Origin of the sequence: Synechococcus sp. M16.1 (assembly GCF_014279895.1) — a bacterium.
Taxonomy (GTDB): Bacteria; Cyanobacteriota; Cyanobacteriia; order PCC-6307; family Cyanobiaceae; genus Parasynechococcus.
Map to the genome: position 1 here is coordinate 1,819,310 of NZ_CP047954.1, position 15,883 is coordinate 1,835,192.

At 61.6% G+C, this 15,883-nt stretch carries 16 protein-coding genes; 6 read left to right on the top strand and 10 right to left on the bottom strand.

Features of this window, described 5'->3' with window-relative positions; genetic code table 11:
- Nucleotides 1-469: 469 nt before the first annotated feature.
- Genes SynM161_RS10415 through SynM161_RS10430 form a run of 4 tightly spaced genes read right to left on the bottom strand, consistent with a single transcriptional unit; the run spans nucleotide 470 to nucleotide 5,301 of the window.
- Nucleotides 470-1,273 (bottom strand): inositol monophosphatase family protein, encoded by an 804-nt coding sequence (locus tag SynM161_RS10415; protein ID WP_186541336.1) that lies wholly within the window; start codon nucleotides 1,271-1,273, stop codon nucleotides 470-472.
- Nucleotides 1,267-2,997: a TolC family protein gene (locus tag SynM161_RS10420; RefSeq protein WP_186541338.1), complete on the bottom strand. Its 1,731-nt coding sequence runs from the start codon at nucleotides 2,995-2,997 to the stop codon at nucleotides 1,267-1,269. Before SynM161_RS10420 ends, SynM161_RS10415 begins: the two co-directional genes overlap by 7 nt.
- Before the next feature lie 23 nt (nucleotides 2,998-3,020).
- Entirely contained in the window at nucleotides 3,021-4,418 is a 1,398-nt protein-coding gene (locus tag SynM161_RS10425; protein WP_186541340.1) for a TIGR03279 family radical SAM protein, read from the bottom strand.
- 19 nt (nucleotides 4,419-4,437) lie between these two features.
- Complete coding sequence (locus tag SynM161_RS10430; protein ID WP_186541342.1) at nucleotides 4,438-5,301, bottom strand: undecaprenyl-diphosphate phosphatase; 864 nt, start codon at nucleotides 5,299-5,301, stop codon at nucleotides 4,438-4,440.
- A gap of 110 nt (nucleotides 5,302-5,411) precedes the next feature.
- Between SynM161_RS10430 and SynM161_RS10435 the strand changes: the two genes are divergently transcribed.
- From SynM161_RS10435 to nadB, 3 genes are all read left to right on the top strand, one after another.
- On the top strand, nucleotides 5,412-6,122 hold the full coding sequence (locus SynM161_RS10435) for a DUF3120 domain-containing protein (protein ID WP_186541344.1): 711 nt from the start codon (nucleotides 5,412-5,414) through the stop codon (nucleotides 6,120-6,122).
- A 112-nt stretch (nucleotides 6,123-6,234) separates the two neighbouring features.
- On the top strand, nucleotides 6,235-6,642 hold the full coding sequence (gene psbU, locus SynM161_RS10440; protein WP_115160837.1) for a photosystem II complex extrinsic protein PsbU: 408 nt from the start codon (nucleotides 6,235-6,237) through the stop codon (nucleotides 6,640-6,642).
- 70 nt (nucleotides 6,643-6,712) lie between these two features.
- Nucleotides 6,713-8,371 (top strand): L-aspartate oxidase, encoded by a 1,659-nt coding sequence (gene nadB, locus SynM161_RS10445; protein WP_186542654.1) that lies wholly within the window; start codon nucleotides 6,713-6,715, stop codon nucleotides 8,369-8,371.
- A gap of 13 nt (nucleotides 8,372-8,384) precedes the next feature.
- Here nadB and SynM161_RS10450 read toward each other — a convergent pair whose 3' ends face one another.
- The gene (locus tag SynM161_RS10450; protein WP_115080497.1) at nucleotides 8,385-9,314 is read right to left on the bottom strand and encodes a vitamin K epoxide reductase family protein; all 930 of its coding nucleotides are present in this window, start codon (nucleotides 9,312-9,314) and stop codon (nucleotides 8,385-8,387) included.
- Nucleotides 9,315-9,399: 85 nt separating this feature from the next.
- On the opposite strand from SynM161_RS10450, the gene rimO reads away from it, so the two are divergent.
- Entirely contained in the window at nucleotides 9,400-10,776 is a 1,377-nt protein-coding gene (gene rimO / locus SynM161_RS10455; protein WP_186541350.1) for a 30S ribosomal protein S12 methylthiotransferase RimO, read from the top strand.
- Nucleotides 10,773-11,996 carry an MFS transporter gene (locus tag SynM161_RS10460; RefSeq protein ID WP_186541351.1) on the top strand — a complete coding sequence of 408 codons (1,224 nt, stop codon included), beginning with the start codon at nucleotides 10,773-10,775 and terminating at the stop codon, nucleotides 11,994-11,996. The genes rimO and SynM161_RS10460 overlap by 4 nt, the downstream gene beginning before the upstream one ends.
- Here SynM161_RS10460 and SynM161_RS10465 read toward each other — a convergent pair.
- The gene (locus SynM161_RS10465) at nucleotides 11,989-12,081 is read right to left on the bottom strand and encodes a hypothetical protein (RefSeq protein ID WP_011365270.1); all 93 of its coding nucleotides are present in this window, start codon (nucleotides 12,079-12,081) and stop codon (nucleotides 11,989-11,991) included. The two genes, SynM161_RS10460 and SynM161_RS10465, sit on opposite strands and share 8 nt — an antisense overlap.
- A 144-nt stretch (nucleotides 12,082-12,225) precedes the next feature.
- Here SynM161_RS10465 and SynM161_RS12160 point away from each other — a divergent pair, with 144 nt between their 5' ends.
- Nucleotides 12,226-12,627, top strand: a complete 402-nt coding sequence (locus tag SynM161_RS12160) for a DUF4070 domain-containing protein (RefSeq protein ID WP_255441783.1) — start codon at nucleotides 12,226-12,228, stop codon at nucleotides 12,625-12,627.
- Nucleotides 12,628-12,630: 3 nt separating this feature from the next.
- On the opposite strand, the gene SynM161_RS10475 is transcribed toward SynM161_RS12160, so the two are convergent.
- The 4 genes from SynM161_RS10475 to SynM161_RS10490 are packed head-to-tail and all read right to left on the bottom strand — an operon-like array spanning nucleotide 12,631 to nucleotide 15,866.
- Nucleotides 12,631-13,038, bottom strand: coding sequence for a DUF4346 domain-containing protein (locus SynM161_RS10475; protein ID WP_170951317.1), 408 nt, complete (start codon nucleotides 13,036-13,038; stop codon nucleotides 12,631-12,633).
- Nucleotides 13,039-13,047: 9 nt separating this feature from the next.
- Nucleotides 13,048-14,223, bottom strand: a complete 1,176-nt coding sequence (locus SynM161_RS10480) for a GNAT family N-acetyltransferase (protein WP_186541352.1) — start codon at nucleotides 14,221-14,223, stop codon at nucleotides 13,048-13,050.
- A 33-nt stretch (nucleotides 14,224-14,256) separates the two neighbouring features.
- A complete protein-coding gene (locus SynM161_RS10485; RefSeq protein ID WP_186541353.1) occupies nucleotides 14,257-14,934 on the bottom strand; it encodes a dihydrofolate reductase family protein in 678 nt (225 codons plus the stop codon).
- Between the two features lie 11 nt (nucleotides 14,935-14,945).
- The gene (locus SynM161_RS10490) at nucleotides 14,946-15,866 is read right to left on the bottom strand and encodes a 6-carboxytetrahydropterin synthase (protein WP_186541354.1); all 921 of its coding nucleotides are present in this window, start codon (nucleotides 15,864-15,866) and stop codon (nucleotides 14,946-14,948) included.
- Nucleotides 15,867-15,883: the final 17 nt, after the last annotated feature.

Sequence of the window (15,883 nt, forward strand, 5' to 3'; positions counted from 1 at the left end):
CAATGACTTTCCGGGATCTCAGATCCGGTTGTTGCTCCACAATTCGCACACCGGCAACAAGAGAGCTCGTGAAAACCCTCTCGTTGCAGCGAATTGCTTCAGCGCAACGAAATTTTTTGACGGGACCTCACACCTTCATCGCTCTTTCATTCGGCTCCTCACCTCACCTCTCGGTTCGGCTCAGAACCAAACGCGATGAAAGCGTCAGTTCCTAAACTTTTCAATTGTCCAGGTGCGACCAGACTGTTCCTCACTCCCTCTCAGGAGATCGGTTGGTTGGTCATCGCGGCCTCTCGCGACCGCTTGAAGAACTTACAACACCGTGGGATCGCTCCCTCTTGGTCTCGTAAGCCGCCTCAGACACATCAAGACTTTCGCCTCAAGCGCTTCGGCTTGCGCGCTCGCCTCTCGGCTCCCGCGCAAGACAAAACCATAACACCACATCCCCCGCTGTCGCAATAGCGACTCTTCAGGGCTGCACTAGGGCCTCTCCCCAGGGGAGAAAACGCGCCAAATGAGCCCATGAACCGGCCGCCAGCACAGGGAAGCCAAGGTCGGCAACGTCCTCTCCTGGAGAGAGCTGCGCTGGATCCGCATCCAACCAACGAATCGGACAACCCAACTCATCCAGCACCAACCAAGCCGCCGCCAGATCCCAGATCTTGGGCGTGGCTTCTAGGGAAGCGATGGTCTGCCCCATCGCAACGCTCACCAAATTGAGGCTGGCGACACCAAGCAAACGGATCTTGCCGGGAAAACGCTGATCCGGTTTGCGCTGCAACACACGAATCGAGCGGCTGCACAGGGAAACGCAAGCACTGGTTACCAGAGCTCGGGTCTCCGAGGTCAATTGCTGATTGTTTCGAGTGGCACCCCGACCACGCAATGCGACAAAGCGTTGATTCAGCGCTGGCACATCCAGGAAAACCTCACTGGGACGGCCATCGACGAAACGGGCCACGGAAATCGCCCAATAAGGAATGCCCGCCGCAAAGTTTGTGGTCCCGTCCAAAGGGTCCACCACCCAGTAGGCCCTCGTGTTCGGAACTGTTTTAGATCCTTCCTCACTGAGGACGCCTTCACCGGGAGCGATGCTGGCCAACCCCTCCACCAGAGCGGCATCGCTCCAGCGATCACAGTCAGTAATTAAAGAACCATCGGGCTTCACATCGGAACTGATCTGACCAAAGTCCTGAAGCTGACGAGCACGGATGCGATCCAGCAACAGATGAACAGCGCCCAGTTGATCGTCACTGAGCACCGACGTCACCACAGAGGCTGAACAGGACTGCTCTCAGTTTGATCGACCGACGAACTATCGGTGGCCACCAACGGGCAAGCAGTCTTCAGCGGCGTGGGCTCAATTGGAATCGGTTGCGGATCGGATTCCGACTTGGTTCCCGAAAGTGAGGCAGCGTCGCAGGCGACTAGGGCATCCAAGCCCGTGCGGCGCTGAAGCGTTGCCAAATTGAGGTTGTAGTCAGTGATGGCACGTGCGTATTTCAGCTCTGCCTGGGTGAGATCACGTTGGCTATTGACAACCTCTCTTTGAACCCCAACTCCAGCTTGGACCCGCAGCTGAGAGAGCCGAAGAGATTCACGTGATGCCAAAACCTCAGTGGCTGTGGTCTCAAGACTCTGGATGGCGGCTCGCAGACCAAAAAAGCTGCTCTCCACCTGAAAACGGATCTGATCGCGAGTTCTCGCAAAATTGAGACGACTCTCCTCAGCAGCCTGCTTGGAGCGCTTGTATTCAGCACGAGCTCGCCCGCCGTCAAACAAACGCCAACTCGCCGTAAGGGCCGTGCTGTTCTGAACTCCATAGGTGAAATCACCCATATCAATATCACTTAAAGATGTCCGGCCGTTTTGCCCTTCCGTGCGCGAAGCCGAGGTTGAATTCACAAAGCGCACAACAGGTTGTACTGCCGCCAGAGACGCATTGGCTTGACTGTTATTAATGGAGATATCGAGGATGAGTTGATCAAGTTCTTCGCTGTAGTTGTAAGCAGCAACGATGCTTTCCTGAAGTGAGGGTTCCCATGAACCCATGGGTCGAGCGGGGGTCGCAGCGGTGGGAGTGACGTCCTGCGGAAGATCGAGCACCCTGGCCAAGTTGCGACGCTGTTCGTTCTGATCACGCAGATTGGTTGTCAAGATATTGCGGTCACGCGCCAGCTGGGTCTCCGCTTCCAGGACCTCCAGCTTTGTGTTGACACCTGCGTTGAAGCGCGCGCGCGCATCGCGATAGCTGACCAATGAAGCCTTGACAGAATCCTGGCCAATACGCACGCCCGCATCGGACTGCTGCAACGCGAAATAGGCCGTCTGCACCTCGAGACGAAGATCACGAAGTGCAATCAGGTAAGCGTCTCCTGCTCGCTCGAAGCGGTCTCGAGCAGCAGCGATCTGAGGAACGCGTGCGGGATTGATCAAATCCCAACTCACCTGCAATCGACCATTAACCCGCCACTCACGGCCATAAAACTCATTATTTGGTTTTCCGGTCAGAGGATCTGGACTGACGAAATCTGGGTTCCGATAGGAATAAGAAGCGAAATATTCGGGAAGAGCACTTGAGGTGAGGTCAACGGTGGGATACCAGGATGCAATTTCTGAGCGCAGTGATGACTTGGCCTGATCCACCTGGCTTGCAGCAGCCTTGAGGGTTGGACTGTTGAACTCCGCGAGCTGAAGCGCTTCCTCGAGTGTGAGCGGGCGCAGCTCATGGATGCGCACCTGCGCCGGCTCCTCGGGAAGAGCAAGTGGAGGGGGAGCAACCAACGACTCGAGGGATGGCGGCAAGCCCTCCACTGCTGGAGTCAAATCAGAGGGGTCTGCCTTGGGACGGGCACCCTTCGAGTCGATCGCGTCCGGCAGGGTGGCCTGATCAATCAAGACCGACTCAGATTGAACTGCGTCTTCGCTGAGCGCAGGGGGAACACCGGAAGAGACAACGCCCGCTACGAGACAAATACCCGCGGAGATCCGGCGCACAGCAATCAAAACTTTTGCGGAGTTTAGGGACTTTTCCCTACGACACCCAAAACTGCGTCCACGATGTCAGCCGCCCCATGAACGATCCGAATGGGGACCGTCAACTGCGCGGCCAGGGCTTCCAGGGTCATGTCATCCAGGAAAACGGGCTCCCCCTGCCGCAACATCACTGATGGCAGCAACAACTCATCGCCCAGCTCTCGGCCTTGCAGGCCTGTGAGCAGATCCTGTCCCGTCAGCAATCCAGTCACCACTTGCTCCTGCCCCCAGTAGGGACTCGGCAACCCGATCAGGTGAAACTCGACGCCATCAACTGCATTCAGCCGTTCAGCCACAGGCTGCAACGCCTGCGCCACGATCTGACCGACCACCCAGCTGCAACGACGGGGCTGAGAAACCGCGCTGGGCAAGTCCTGAGTTGCCGCATCCAACGCTTCAAGGAAGGCACGGATGCTGCCCACGCCGTTTTCCTGCTGCGGAAGATCCTCGTAGTTATCCCGGGGCGGCAAGGGCAATCCCGCCACCAGGTACCACTCATCAGAGAGCCAGGCGAAACGGGTGCCCAAAACCTCCTGAAAATGCTGCTGCATGGGTTCCACCTGAGCAATCACCCTGCGGGCGCAGTCCGGATCCACAGGAACCAAGCCATCGTCAGCCGGCCTGAAACGGGTGAGCCCCACCGGCACCACCGCCGCAGACAGCACCGCCGGCCAGGGACCAGCCGCGAAGGAGGCGAGGTCATTCAGCGTTCTCGCCAAGGCAGGACCGTCATTCAGTCCCGGACAAACCACCACCTGGGCATGGATTTGCAGATCGCGCTGATCAAACCAGGCGAGCTGGTCCATCACCTGGGCAGCTCGCGGATTCACCAGCAGTCGTGAACGCAGCTCGGGATCCGTGGCATGCACCGACACAAACAACGGCGATAAACGCTGCTCTTCAATTCGCTGCCAGTCGGCCTCGCCCAGGTTGGTGAGCGTCAGATAGGAGCCATAGAGAAAACTCAGGCGGTAATCGTCGTCTTTGAGATAAAGGCTGTCGCGCCGCCCGGGGGGCTGCTGATCGATAAAACAGAACGGACAGTTGTTATTGCACTGGCGCAAGCCATCGAACAGAGCCTCTGTGAAAGCCAACCCAAGGCCGTCATCGGCATCCTTCTCCAACTCCACACGATGCAGCGCACCCTTGGCATCACGCACCTCAAGGCAAAGCTCCTCCTCCACACAGAGGTAGCGGTAATCGATCAGATCACGCGGGCGAATGCCATTGATGCTGAGCAACTGATCGCCCGGCTCAAAACCCAGCTCCTCCCCGATCGAGCCGGCCTCCACCGAGGCCACCACCGCGGGCTGCGGCTGACGACCACTGCTATTTGGATCCAGGGCTGCAACAGCAACCCCTGCGGATGGCTCATTCCACACAAGCCGGCTTCATCTGAACTCAGTGTGCGCCGTGAACGCCCCACCAGACCAGCAACAGCAGCCCGAACAGCATCCGGTAAGCGACGAAAACCCAGGTGCTGTTGCGCTGCAGGAACTTCAGCAACCAATCGATCGCCAGCCACGACACCACTGCAGCCGAACCAATTCCGACCAGCAACGGCAGGGGACCGTTGCCAGGGCTGGAGGCCAAAGCATCCTTGAGCTCCACCAAACCTGCGATGGTGATGGCGGGAATGCCCAATAGAAAGGAAAACCGGGCTGCATCAGCACGCTGCCAACCGTCGAACAAGGCCGCCGTGAGGGTGCTGCCGGAACGCGAGACCCCCGGGATCAATGCGAGGGCCTGGGCCAGCCCCACCAGCAGGCCATCGCGGCCTGAAACCTCTGAAAGCTGCTTGCGCCGTGCGCCGACGCGTTCAGCCAAGGCCAGCAGCAACGCCATCACGATCGAGACGATGGCAATCGAGGGAACACTGCGCAGGGGTGACTGTTCGTAGCCCTGGGCCCAGGCGAATTTGATCCCCAATCCGATCAGCAAGATCGGCAGGGTGCCCACCACCATGGCGAACCCGAGGCGCGCCTCGGGTTCGCGCCACTGGCCATTGCGAAAGGCGCGGCTGATGCCCCGCAACACCTGGCTGAGATCGGTGCGGAAATAGGCGATGACGGCAACGATGCTGCCCAGCTGAATGGCGGCGGTCACGGAGACACCCGGATCGCCCCAACCCAGGAGCTCAGGCACCACTTTCAAATGAGCGGTGCTGCTGATCGGCAGAAATTCAGTGAGTCCTTGAACCACCCCCAACACCAGATCACGCCAGCAGGCCTCAAGCAGGGTGAGGGATGCAGAGGGGTCCGCCATCAACGTGGGAGTGTCGCTCTGACGGTATCCCCGGTAGGCAAAGCGGGCATGTCAGCCGCGTCACTTGATGATGTCTTCTAAGGTTCCGTGACTTTCTTCACAAAGGACATTTGATCGGCGGCACCTGGCAAACATCAGCCCCCGCTCGGTCGTGGTCCTTTCCCGTGGCCCGCATCGCCGCAGCCATGGTGGTGCTGCCGGTGTTCCTGCAAGCCCCCTGGGTAAGGCTTGATCCGTTCTCAGCCACCTTGTTCACCGGAGTTCTGGTTGCAGCTGGACTGGTGATGCACCAGAGCCGCTCCCAGACAACATCCGACCTGGGTTCCCTGCTGGTGGGTTTCAGCGGTAGCTGGCTGGCAGGTTGCATTTTCTGGGGTTGGCTGCGGGCCCATCCCGTTCTGCACCTGCCGGTGGAAGCCTTCGCCGTGCCCGTGGCCTTGGGCGGCCTGCAGGGGCGCTGGCGCCTGGCGGCAACGTTTTATTTGTCATCCCTTGTGGGCACAGCTTGCACCGACCTGGCCATGGCGGCCACCGGCGTGATGCAGTTCTGGCCCGCAGTGGTGACAGCCTCCCTCGATCAAGCGCCGCTACTGCTGCATCAAGCGGGGACACATCTGCTTCAGCCCCTGCCCCTGGTCACTCTGGTGGTCTCAGCAGTTCTCGTTCTGTTGGCTGGACGTCGCCTGAGCAGGAACAGCGGCGGTTTCACCGGTGATGTGGGATCCATGGCTGCTGCCGTCTTGATCACCACCCTTTGGGTGGATGGCTTGTTCTTGCTCTCAGCCTTGCTTCAGCCCGGGCTCAGTGGCCTGATCGAGTGAAACGAACTGCAAAAGCTGCCACGATTCAAAGGCTTGAACAGCGCAACGACTTGTAGTCTTCCGGAGCCGGCACTGCCGGTCGACCCGTTCCGACCCCTGATCGAGAGTTGAGATGAAGCGGCTTCTGAGCTGGCTGACCGGCGCACTGGTGATGGCGAGCCTGATGGCAGGCCTTGTGCTTCCGAGCAGCGTCTACGCCGACGACGACCTTCGCGGCAAGTATTCCGGCAATGAGATCCGCAACATTGCGGATGACAAAATTGCCGCACGGGACGGCAAGGTGGATTTGAACAATTCCTCCGTGCGCCGTTTCCAGCAGTTTCCAGGGATGTACCCGACCATGGCCGGCAAGATCGTGCTGGGTGGCCCTTACGACAGTGTTGACGATGTGCTGTCTCTTGACCTCACCGAGCGTCAGCAGGAGCTGTTCGCGAAGTACCGCGACAACTTCACCGTCACCCCTCCCTCCATTGCTCTGAACGAGGGCGACGACCGCATCAACGACGGCCAATACCGCTGATTCCTGATCTCGTCACACTGACTGTGACTGCTTGAACCGCCGGACCACCGGCGGTTTTTTTGTCCCCGTGATGGCCCAGCCCCGCAGCTCTGATCGCATCCCATCAGGTCCCTGGGACGTGGTGGTGATCGGTGCCGGGGCTGCTGGCTTGATGACCTGCCTCGATCTGCCGCCGGAGTTCAAGGTGTTGCTGCTCAACCGCAACACGGGACGGCGTTCTTCCAGCCGCTGGGCTCAGGGGGGCATCGCCGCGGTGACCCGCAAGGAAGACAGCGCCGACAGCCATGCGGAGGACACCGTTCTGGCTGGAGCCGGCCTTTGCGATGGCGATGCGGTGCGGCTGTTGGTGCAGGAAGCACCCCATTGCGTGGAGCGCCTGGAGCAGCTGGGCATGGCCTTCGACCGGGATCAGGACGGTCTGGCCACCACCCTGGAAGCAGCCCACAGCCACAGGCGGGTGCTGCATGTGCAGGACCGCACAGGGCGAGCCCTAGTGGATGTGCTGCGGGATCGTGTTGAGCAACGGCCAGGATTGCTGCATCGCCGCGGCGTGCGCGTGACGCAACTGCTGGTGCGCGATGGGCGCTGTTGCGGTGTGCAGGTGCTGGATGGGGCCCATCTTCACGGGATCGAAGCCCGCGCCGTGGTGTTGGCCAGCGGCGGTGGTGGTCATCTGTATGCCAACACCACCAACCCAGCCCAGGCCTGTGGCGAAGGCATCGCCCTCGCCTGGCAGGCGGGCGCAGACGTGGAAGATCTGGAATTCGTTCAGTTCCATCCAACGGCCATCCGCCTGGATGACGCCCCCTGCTTTCTGATCTCCGAAGCCGTTCGCGGAGAGGGCGGCGTGCTGGTGGATGCCCTGGGGGGCAGCCCTGTGGCCCACCTGCCCCAACGCGACCTCTCACCGCGGGACCAGGTGAGCCGAGCCTTGATGCAGGCCATGCAGCGGCAGCAGGTGAAGCAGATGTGGCTCGACTTCGCCGCCATCCCGCGGGAGCAAGCGGAACGACGCTTCCCAACGATCCTCGACCGCTGCGACGAACTCGGACTGAATCCATTGGAACGGCCCATCCCCGTGGCCCCAGCCGCCCACTACTGGATGGGAGGGGTGGCCACGGACCTGCAGGCCGCCACCACACTGCCGGGGCTCTATGCCGTTGGAGAAGTGGCCTGCACAGGCCTGCACGGCGCCAACCGACTGGCCAGCAACTCCCTGATGGAGTGCCTGGTGTTCGCCCATCGCCTCCAAGAGATCGAGCTCGGCCCCGTCCCAGCGGCCCTCGCCAGCGACAAAACGCAGCCGCTTGCCTTGGACCTCGACGGCTGCAGCAGTTCGCAATTGATCGACGCCATCGAGCAGCTGCGGCAGCTCTGCTGGCGACGGGCGGGGGTGGAACGATCCGCCGCTGGACTGCGCCAGGCCATCGGCAAAGTGAAAGCCGACGAACAACATCTGGAGCAGCAGGCACTGCTCCAGGCCCTGCTACGGCAAGACCCCTGTGCCCCCAGGCTGTTGGCTGAAAACAGCCGGCGCGATCTGAACCTGTTGCTGGATCTCCACCACAGGTTGCTGACCAGCCGGCTGATGCTGGAGGCCTGCCTGTTTCGCGGAGAAAGCCGGGGAGGCCACTACCGCAGCGATGCTCCTGCGCCGCTACCGCAATGGAGGCAGCATTCCCGGCAACAACGGCAACGGGGCATCGTCACCCGTGCCGTCCGGGACTGAAGGCAGTCCTGATTCAGAAGTCGGTGTCGCCCTTGTAGCCACTGAGTTCCGCAAGCGTGTCGAGCCCTTTCACTCCGGAATCGATGCTGCCGTTGATCTCCCAGCTGGGGAAACCCTCCAATCCCTTGCTGCGGCAGAGATCGGCCTGGTTGTTCTCACCGTCTGGCGCACACTCCACCACGTTCAGCTGGTCCGAGGCCTGCTTGCCGAACAGCTCCTTCTGTTCGTGGCAGTGGGGGCACCAGTAGGCGGAATACATCACGGCGCCGCTGCTGGTGAGGTGCTCAGCCAAGGCGATCGAAGCGGACGTGCTCTCAGTGGTGACGACGGGTGCAACGCCGGATCCGCTGGCCACAGCGTCGGGCCGGTTTGGATCCACCACCGATGCCCAGATCAGGCCCCCCAGCAGCACCGCCAGGGCCAGAAGCACGCCGCGGAACAGCAGCTGACCGAAGTCGTCCCAACCACCACCAACGATGGACAGCACAAACAGGGTGAGGGAGAGCGCAGCCGAAAGAACGCAGAAGAAGCAGAAGGCCTGGATCTTGAGCAGCATCACCCCCAACAGCACACCGCTGAAGACGGCCATACCGAGGGACACGGTGAACAGCCCCCACCAGGTGCGACGGGACAAGTCACCCTTGTTCTCTTGCAGCCCTGGCAACAGGGGCAGCAGCGCCATCAGCAGCACAGCGCCATAGGCCAGCACCCCCACCAACGAGAGCGGAATCCCGGCGAACACCGTGCCCCAGGCGCTGTTCAGCACCTTGTCGCAACCGTCGGCCCCCATCGGACAGGTGAGGTTGCCGAGCAGACCCCAGCGCTTCAGGGTGATCGAACCGGTGTCGATCAGCCCAGCGGTGGCCAGCACCGCCATGGCGATGCGGGCCCACTTAGCGCCGGAATCCTGACGGCGACGGCTGACGAGACGGGTGGTGCCCATCCTTGAACATCAAGTGATCGGATTCTGTCAGTTCCGGCGTGATCAGGCCGCTTCGTAGGCTGATCTTTGGCCTGCCGGCGACGTGATGACCAGCACCCCGACGAAACCGACGGTCGCCTTCGCCCACCTGGGCTGCGAGAAGAATCGGGTGGACACCGAACACATGGTGGGGCTGCTGGCGGAAGCGGGCTACGGCGTCAGCACCGATGAACGGGATGCCGCCGTTGTGGTGGTGAACACCTGCAGCTTCATCCAGGACGCCCGCGAAGAATCGGTGCGCACCCTGGTGGGACTGGCGGAACAGGGCAAGGAATTGATCATCGCGGGATGCCTGGCCCAACATTTCCAGGAGGAGTTGCTGGAGTCGATCCCCGAGGCCAAAGCCATCGTGGGAACCGGCGACTACCAGCACATCGTGGATGTGTTGCAGCGGGTGGAAGCGGGGGAGCGGGTGAACCAGGTGAGCGCCGTTCCCACCTTTGTGGGTGACGAACACCTGCCACGCCAACGCACCACCGACCAGGCGGTGGCCTTCCTCAAGGTGGCCGAGGGCTGCGACTACCGCTGCGCCTTCTGCATCATTCCCAAGCTGCGCGGGGATCAGCGCAGTCGGCCGATCGAATCAATCGTGGCTGAAGCCCACCAACTGGCGGAACAGGGGGTGCAGGAGCTGATCCTGATCAGCCAGATCACCACCAACTACGGCCTTGACCTCTACGGCAAACCCAAGCTGGCGGAACTGCTGCGAGCCCTTGGCGACGTGGAGATCCCCTGGATCCGGGTCCACTACGCCTATCCCACCGGGCTGACCCAAGACGTGCTGGCGGCCTACCGGGAGGTGCCCAATGTGGTGCCTTATCTGGATCTGCCTTTGCAGCACAGCCATCCGGAGGTGCTGCGGGCGATGAACCGCCCCTGGCAGGCGGATGTGAACGACCGCCTGCTGGATCAGATCCGCGACCAACTCCCCGATGCGGTGCTGCGCACCACGTTGATCGTGGGGTTCCCCGGCGAAACAGAGGAGCACTTCCAGCACCTGATGGGCTTCCTCGAGCGCCAACGGTTCGATCATGTTGGTGTGTTCACCTTCTCTCCGGAGGACGGCACAGCAGCGGCGGACCTGCCCGATCGCGTCGATCCCGAGGTGGCCCAAGCCCGGAAGGATGCCCTGATGGCTCTGCAACAACCCATTTCGGAGGAACGCAACAGCCGCTGGGTGGGGCGCACTGTTGACGTGCTGATCGAACAGCACAACCCGCTAACCGGCGAGATGATCGGGCGCTGCGCCCGCTTTGCGCCCGAAGTGGATGGTGAAGTGCGGGTGCAACCCGGCGCCGATGGTCAACAGGCCGCGCCGGGCAGCCTGGTGCCGGTGGAGATCACCGGGGCTGACATCTACGACCTCAGCGGGAGGATTGTTGGTGCCCGCGCCATGGTGGCCGCAGCGAAACGCCAGGGTTGACCCTTCTCAAACTGCGGGCCGAGCAGCAACGCCAGCTTTTTCTGATCGCCTCCGGCGTGAGCACGGCTGGGTCCTTCGCCGGCATCACCGCCAAGGGCTGGATTCTGATGAAAGGGGGCGTGGACCCCTTCGTGCTGGCGTTGAACTTTGCCGCTCTTTCACTTCCAAGCTTGCTGGTGAGTGGTCCAGCGGGGGTGCGCACCGACCGGGTGGGCTGTGAACGGGTGCTGGTGCAGGCGCAATGGGCACTGCTGACTGCCTCTGGACTGGGGGCCCTGGCGATTCCCCTGTTGGAGGGCACAGTCCAGGTGCTGCTGCTGCTCTGCAGCACCCTTTTGGTGGGCATCGCCGGCGCCTATGAGTTAACGGCGCGCAACAAGTACTGCTCGATCCTGGTGGAGCAGCCGGAACAGCTGGCGGGCTACCTCACCAGCTTTTCGGTGGTCTTCAACGTGGGCAAGCTGGTCGGCCCCCCGATCGGCGGGTTGTTGCTGGCGGCCACTGGCCCGGCCTGGGCCCTGGGCATTGATGCGGCCAGCTACCTGCTGCCAATCGCCAGTGTGATGTTCTTGCTCAACCCGAATCGGGATCAGGAAGTGCGCAGCAGCAGCGGGCAAGACGCCAGCCTGCTCAACGCCTGGCACCACTGCGGTGGCACCCTTCAAGGGGTGCTCAGCTTCACCGCTGTGCTGTGTCTGATCGGGTTCTATCACCCGGGACTGGCCCCGTTGATCGCCTTCGATCAACTGGGACCCAATCCCACGGATCTGGGGCTGTTCACCAGCGTGCTGGCGGGCGGGAGCATCGTGGGCGGGCTGGTGCTGCAACGCAACAGCCAACGTTTCTGCCGGCGCCCTTTCCTCACTCTCGGGGGGTTTGGCTTGATTACCGCCGTGGCCCAGCTGGGAATGGCCCGTACTCCAGGGCCTGTGTTCAGTCTGGCCATGGCCTTTCTGATCGGAGCCGGCACAGCCGGGCTGCTGAGCAGCTGCAACCTGATCAGTCAGATCGGATCACCGCAGGTGATGCGAGGCCGAATGGCTGGGCTCAGCCAGATCGCCTTCCTCGGCGGTGGCGGGCTCAGTGGATTGATCGTTGCCCTGATGGTGATGTTCACCAATCTCTCCACGGCTTTCGCCGTTACCGGTGGCCTCAGCGCTGCTGTGGCTGTGCTCTGGATACGAAAGAGAGGGGGGAAGACGTTGGAACCGCTCAGATGAGCTTGATTCCCTTCAGAAGCTTGGTGAGCACAAAAGCCGTCACCAGACCGGAACCAACCAGGCCGAGATAGATGCCGACGCCCATGTGCAAGTACGGAGGTGACCACCATTAGATCAGACACCGGCCTGGGTTCCGGCCATTGCGCTTAGGGTTTGTGAAGAGCTGATACCGACTGAAAGGTATCTCCAGCACGGCTGACCGGACGTCCATCCACCAACGCCCAACGCCATGCGCACGCTTTTCGTTTATCCCGAGTTCCCGAAGACCTTCTGGAGTTACGAAAAGATTCTCGAGTTGGTGAATCGCAAAGTCCTGCTTCCCCCCCTGGGGTTGGTCATCGTGGCAGCACTTCTCCCTCAGGAATGGGAGATGAAGCTGGTGGACCTCAAGGCGCTGAGCATCGTGGTGTGGCGGCATGGCATCAAGCGCAACACCCGCACCCGTTTCTGGCGTTACCTGCTCGGCATGGCACGCAACAATCCTGCCCTGCTTGAACAGTTCCTATCGGTGCTGGCCCACAACGAGCACTTCCTCGAATACCGCTCGATCGTTCAGAAGGAAATCCGCGAGCAGCTGGAATCACTGCCCCCAGAAGAACCCACAGCAGCCAAAGAACTGGAGCCGGCCTGATCCTCAGTCCTGCACATAGACCGTGCCGTCACGCAGGCACTGCTCAGCCTTCTGCAACTCCCGTCCCAAATAAAGGGCATGGTCGAGGCGACTGACCGGGTGTGGTGCTTCCCCTTCCGTGAGCTGGATGCCCAGCTGTTTGGCCGTACTGCCGCGGTAAACCGCTGAAGGGCGCCGAGGAGCATTGCCCCCGTCGCAGCGCAACACCTCACCGGTCTCGGAATCTCGGGCCAACCCCTTGTCATCGATGGTGTTGCCGTAGTGCTCAAGCACCAATTCGGCCGCATCACGATCCAGTTTGATCAAGAAATAGCCACTGGGATCCAGAGCGATGAACCGCTGGGACAGGCGCTGATCAAGAGCATCCATCGCCGCAGCGGTGGATGCCGGTGCTTCCGGGGTTGTGGTCATGACTTCAACCTACAAAGCCAAGGCCGGAGGTTCTGCTTTGAAGGGCAGCTCCGCATTGATCGCCTCGATCTCCTCAAGCATCAAGCCATTCACCTTGGGCAACCAGGCACGGATCAACTGATCCATCTGGGGCTGATACCAGCGGTGCAGGCTGGCGTGGGGACGGGCCACAAAGCCTCGCCGGCGTTTGTGGCTGCCACCGGCTCCGGGGTCAAAGCTGACGATGCCGTTGGCCAAAGCCCATTCGATCGGAGCGTAATAACAGACTTCGAAGTGAAGACAATCGATCTCCTCGTGGCTGCCCCAGTAGCGGCCCCAGAGCTGTCGACCGTCCTGAACGCACATCGACATGGCCACCGGATCGCGCGGGTCACCTCGGTGGGCAGAAAAAAGCACCAGCTGATCGCGGTGCAGCCGTGCCAACGCTTCAAAAAAGCCCTCTTCCAGGTACTTGCTGCCCCACGGTCCCCAGCGCGCGCAGTGCTGCTCGTAGAAACGATGCATGGATTGCAACAGCGGCAGATCCAGCTGATCGCCGCTGAGGGGTGTCACGGTGATCCCGGCTTTGGCCACGGCCTTGCGTTCCCGCTTGATGTTGCGGCGCTGGTTGGCATTGAAGCCCTTGAGGTAATCCTCAAACGTCTGGTCGTCGCCGCGGCTCCACAGGCTCTGCTGGTTCAGCCAGGAGGCACAGCCGGCGGCCTCCGCCAGGGGCCGCCACTGCGGATCCACGTAGAGGAAATTGCAGCTGAGGATCCCGTTCTGTTCGCAGAAGCGATCGATCGCCCGCAGCAACTCCCGGGTGAGCAGAGCTTCATCTTCTCCAGATCGCACATGGAAGCGGTAGCCCAGCACTGGGCTCACCGGACTCATGCCCAGGAGCTTGGGGTAATAGCGCAGCCCCAGATCCGCCGCCAGACGGGCAAAGGTTTGGTCGAACACGAACTCGCCATAGCTGTGGCCCTTGAGGAACAGTGGAGCCACCGCAATCGGGATGTCATCACGCCAGAGGGCCAGATGCAGGGGCTGCCAGCCCTGCTCGGGAATGATGCTTCCGGAGCTTTCCAAGGCCTCCAGCCAACTCCAGCGGTAGAAGGGGATCGCAGCGTCTCCAACCAGGCTGTTCCACTGCTGCTCCGGGATTTCATTGATGGAGCGATGCCAGCGGGCCGTGAGTGACGTCATTGCGACGATGCCTTTGGCCGTGGTGGGATGACCTTAACCAGATCGAATCCGTCGGTAGCGAACAAGCCACTCACCGTCCCCGAGATCCTCAGCACCATCGGACTGCCAAGCACCCGGTTGCGCCAAGGCAGCTGGCAACGGCACATCGGTGCAAGGCAACCAACTGAAGCGGCCTCCCAGGAGCTGGGGCACCAAGGTGAGCTGGAGCGCATCGACGCAGTCGGCTTGCAACAGATCCGCACTGAGCTGGGCGCCACCCAGAAGCACCAGACGCTGAATCCCAGCTGCTCCAAGCGCCTTGAGCCGCTCCGGCCAGGTTGGGGCCAAAGGGAACCAACGATCAAAACCTTGATCCACAGGTTCAGGAGCCAGCAACCAACGTTGAAGCGGCTGATCAAAAAACCGCCAGGTGCTTGAGAAGTCGGGGGATCGGCTCACCACCACAGCGGCCGGCTGCTCGGCGCGCCCCTCGCTTCGGCGTTGCTCAAGCAGCTGAGGGCTGCGGATCAAGCAGGTGCACTGATGGGCCCGCAGGGTTCCAGCACCGATCAAGCAGGCATCCCCCCAGGCGAGCGCCTGCTCCAGGGCGCGACGGTCACCCTCACCGCCCAGCTGGGCTGCACCCCCTACCGGCGGTGCCAAGCGACCATCAAGGCTGATGGCCAGCACCAACCGCACGAAAGGGCGTGATGGGGCGGGGCGTTGGGGCATCAAGCCGTCGATCAGACGGCAGCCACGGCATCAAGGGCAGCTGGGGACATCTCCAGTTGCGGTGCTTCGGCGTAAACCTCGGCCGCATTATTCGGGCTCTCCTGCAGTCGCACCTTATGCAGGCTGGCGCCGATGGCCTTGATCGGACTGGAAAGACGATCAGCGATGTGCAGGGCGATGTTCTCAGCCGTGGGCACGCACTCCTCGAAAAAGGGCACGTCCTTGTTGAGAAAAGTGTGGTCGAAGGGCTCCACCACCAAATCATCCACGAGGCGCTGCAAGGCAGACAGGTCACAGACCATGCCGGTGCGGGGATCGATCTGACCGCGCACGGTCACGTCGACCAAGTAGTTGTGGCCATGGCCATGGGGACGTGCGCACTTGCCGTAGATCGCTTCGTTCTCCTCCTGACTGAGCTCCGGACGGGCCAGTCGGTGAGCGGCGGCGAAGTGGGTGCGGATGGTGAGGAAGGCGTCCATGGGATGTCCGAGATAGTCGGCCCAAAGGCCCGGTTGTTCGTAAAGGCGCATCGCCGTGATCGGCAGATGAGGGCTGAGGCGCTGCCAGATCAGCCGCACCAGGGCCTCGGTGGTGGGGAGGCACCCTTCAGGGGTGGCAACGTCAAATTCCGGCCAGGCCTCATTGAGGAAGCGGAAATCGAGCTGGCCCGTCACCTCGTTGCGGATGGCGTGCTTCACCTCCGAGAGGTTGAGCACCATGCCGTCGGCGTCCAGACCACCAGCCATGGAGACAATCAACTCGTAGTTGTGCCCATGGCCAGGAGCCAAAGCGCAGGGCCCGAAACGGGCGGCATTGTCATCGGCAGACAGTTCTGGCAGCCAATAGCGATGGCTGGCACTGAAACAGGCCCTCCGGGTGATGACACAACCACGACCTTGGCCGTGCCGTGCTTGTGACTTCGTTTCAGTCATGTGACGTTCCGGCCGCG

What these genes read in the sequence shown, in the direction of transcription:
- psbU (WP_115160837.1), top strand. Translation starts at nt 6,235, where the DNA reads ATGAAGCGGCTTCTGAGCTGGCTGACCGGCGCACTGGTGATGGCGAGC.
- SynM161_RS10475 (WP_170951317.1), bottom strand. Translation starts at nt 13,038, where the DNA reads ATGACCACAACCCCGGAAGCACCGGCATCCACCGCTGCGGCGATGGAT.
- SynM161_RS10485 (WP_186541353.1), bottom strand. Translation starts at nt 14,934, where the DNA reads ATGCCCCAACGCCCCGCCCCATCACGCCCTTTCGTGCGGTTGGTGCTG.
- SynM161_RS10430 (WP_186541342.1), bottom strand. Translation starts at nt 5,301, where the DNA reads ATGGCGGACCCCTCTGCATCCCTCACCCTGCTTGAGGCCTGCTGGCGT.
- SynM161_RS10480 (WP_186541352.1), bottom strand. Translation starts at nt 14,223, where the DNA reads ATGACGTCACTCACGGCCCGCTGGCATCGCTCCATCAATGAAATCCCG.
- SynM161_RS10450 (WP_115080497.1), bottom strand. Translation starts at nt 9,314, where the DNA reads ATGGGCACCACCCGTCTCGTCAGCCGTCGCCGTCAGGATTCCGGCGCT.
- SynM161_RS10490 (WP_186541354.1), bottom strand. Translation starts at nt 15,866, where the DNA reads ATGACTGAAACGAAGTCACAAGCACGGCACGGCCAAGGTCGTGGTTGT.
- SynM161_RS10465 (WP_011365270.1), bottom strand. Translation starts at nt 12,081, where the DNA reads ATGGGCGTCGGCATCTATCTCGGCCTGGTTGGTTCCGGTCTGGTGACG.
- SynM161_RS12160 (WP_255441783.1), top strand. Translation starts at nt 12,226, where the DNA reads ATGCGCACGCTTTTCGTTTATCCCGAGTTCCCGAAGACCTTCTGGAGT.
- nadB (WP_186542654.1), top strand. Translation starts at nt 6,713, where the DNA reads ATGGCCCAGCCCCGCAGCTCTGATCGCATCCCATCAGGTCCCTGGGAC.
- rimO (WP_186541350.1), top strand. Translation starts at nt 9,400, where the DNA reads ATGACCAGCACCCCGACGAAACCGACGGTCGCCTTCGCCCACCTGGGC.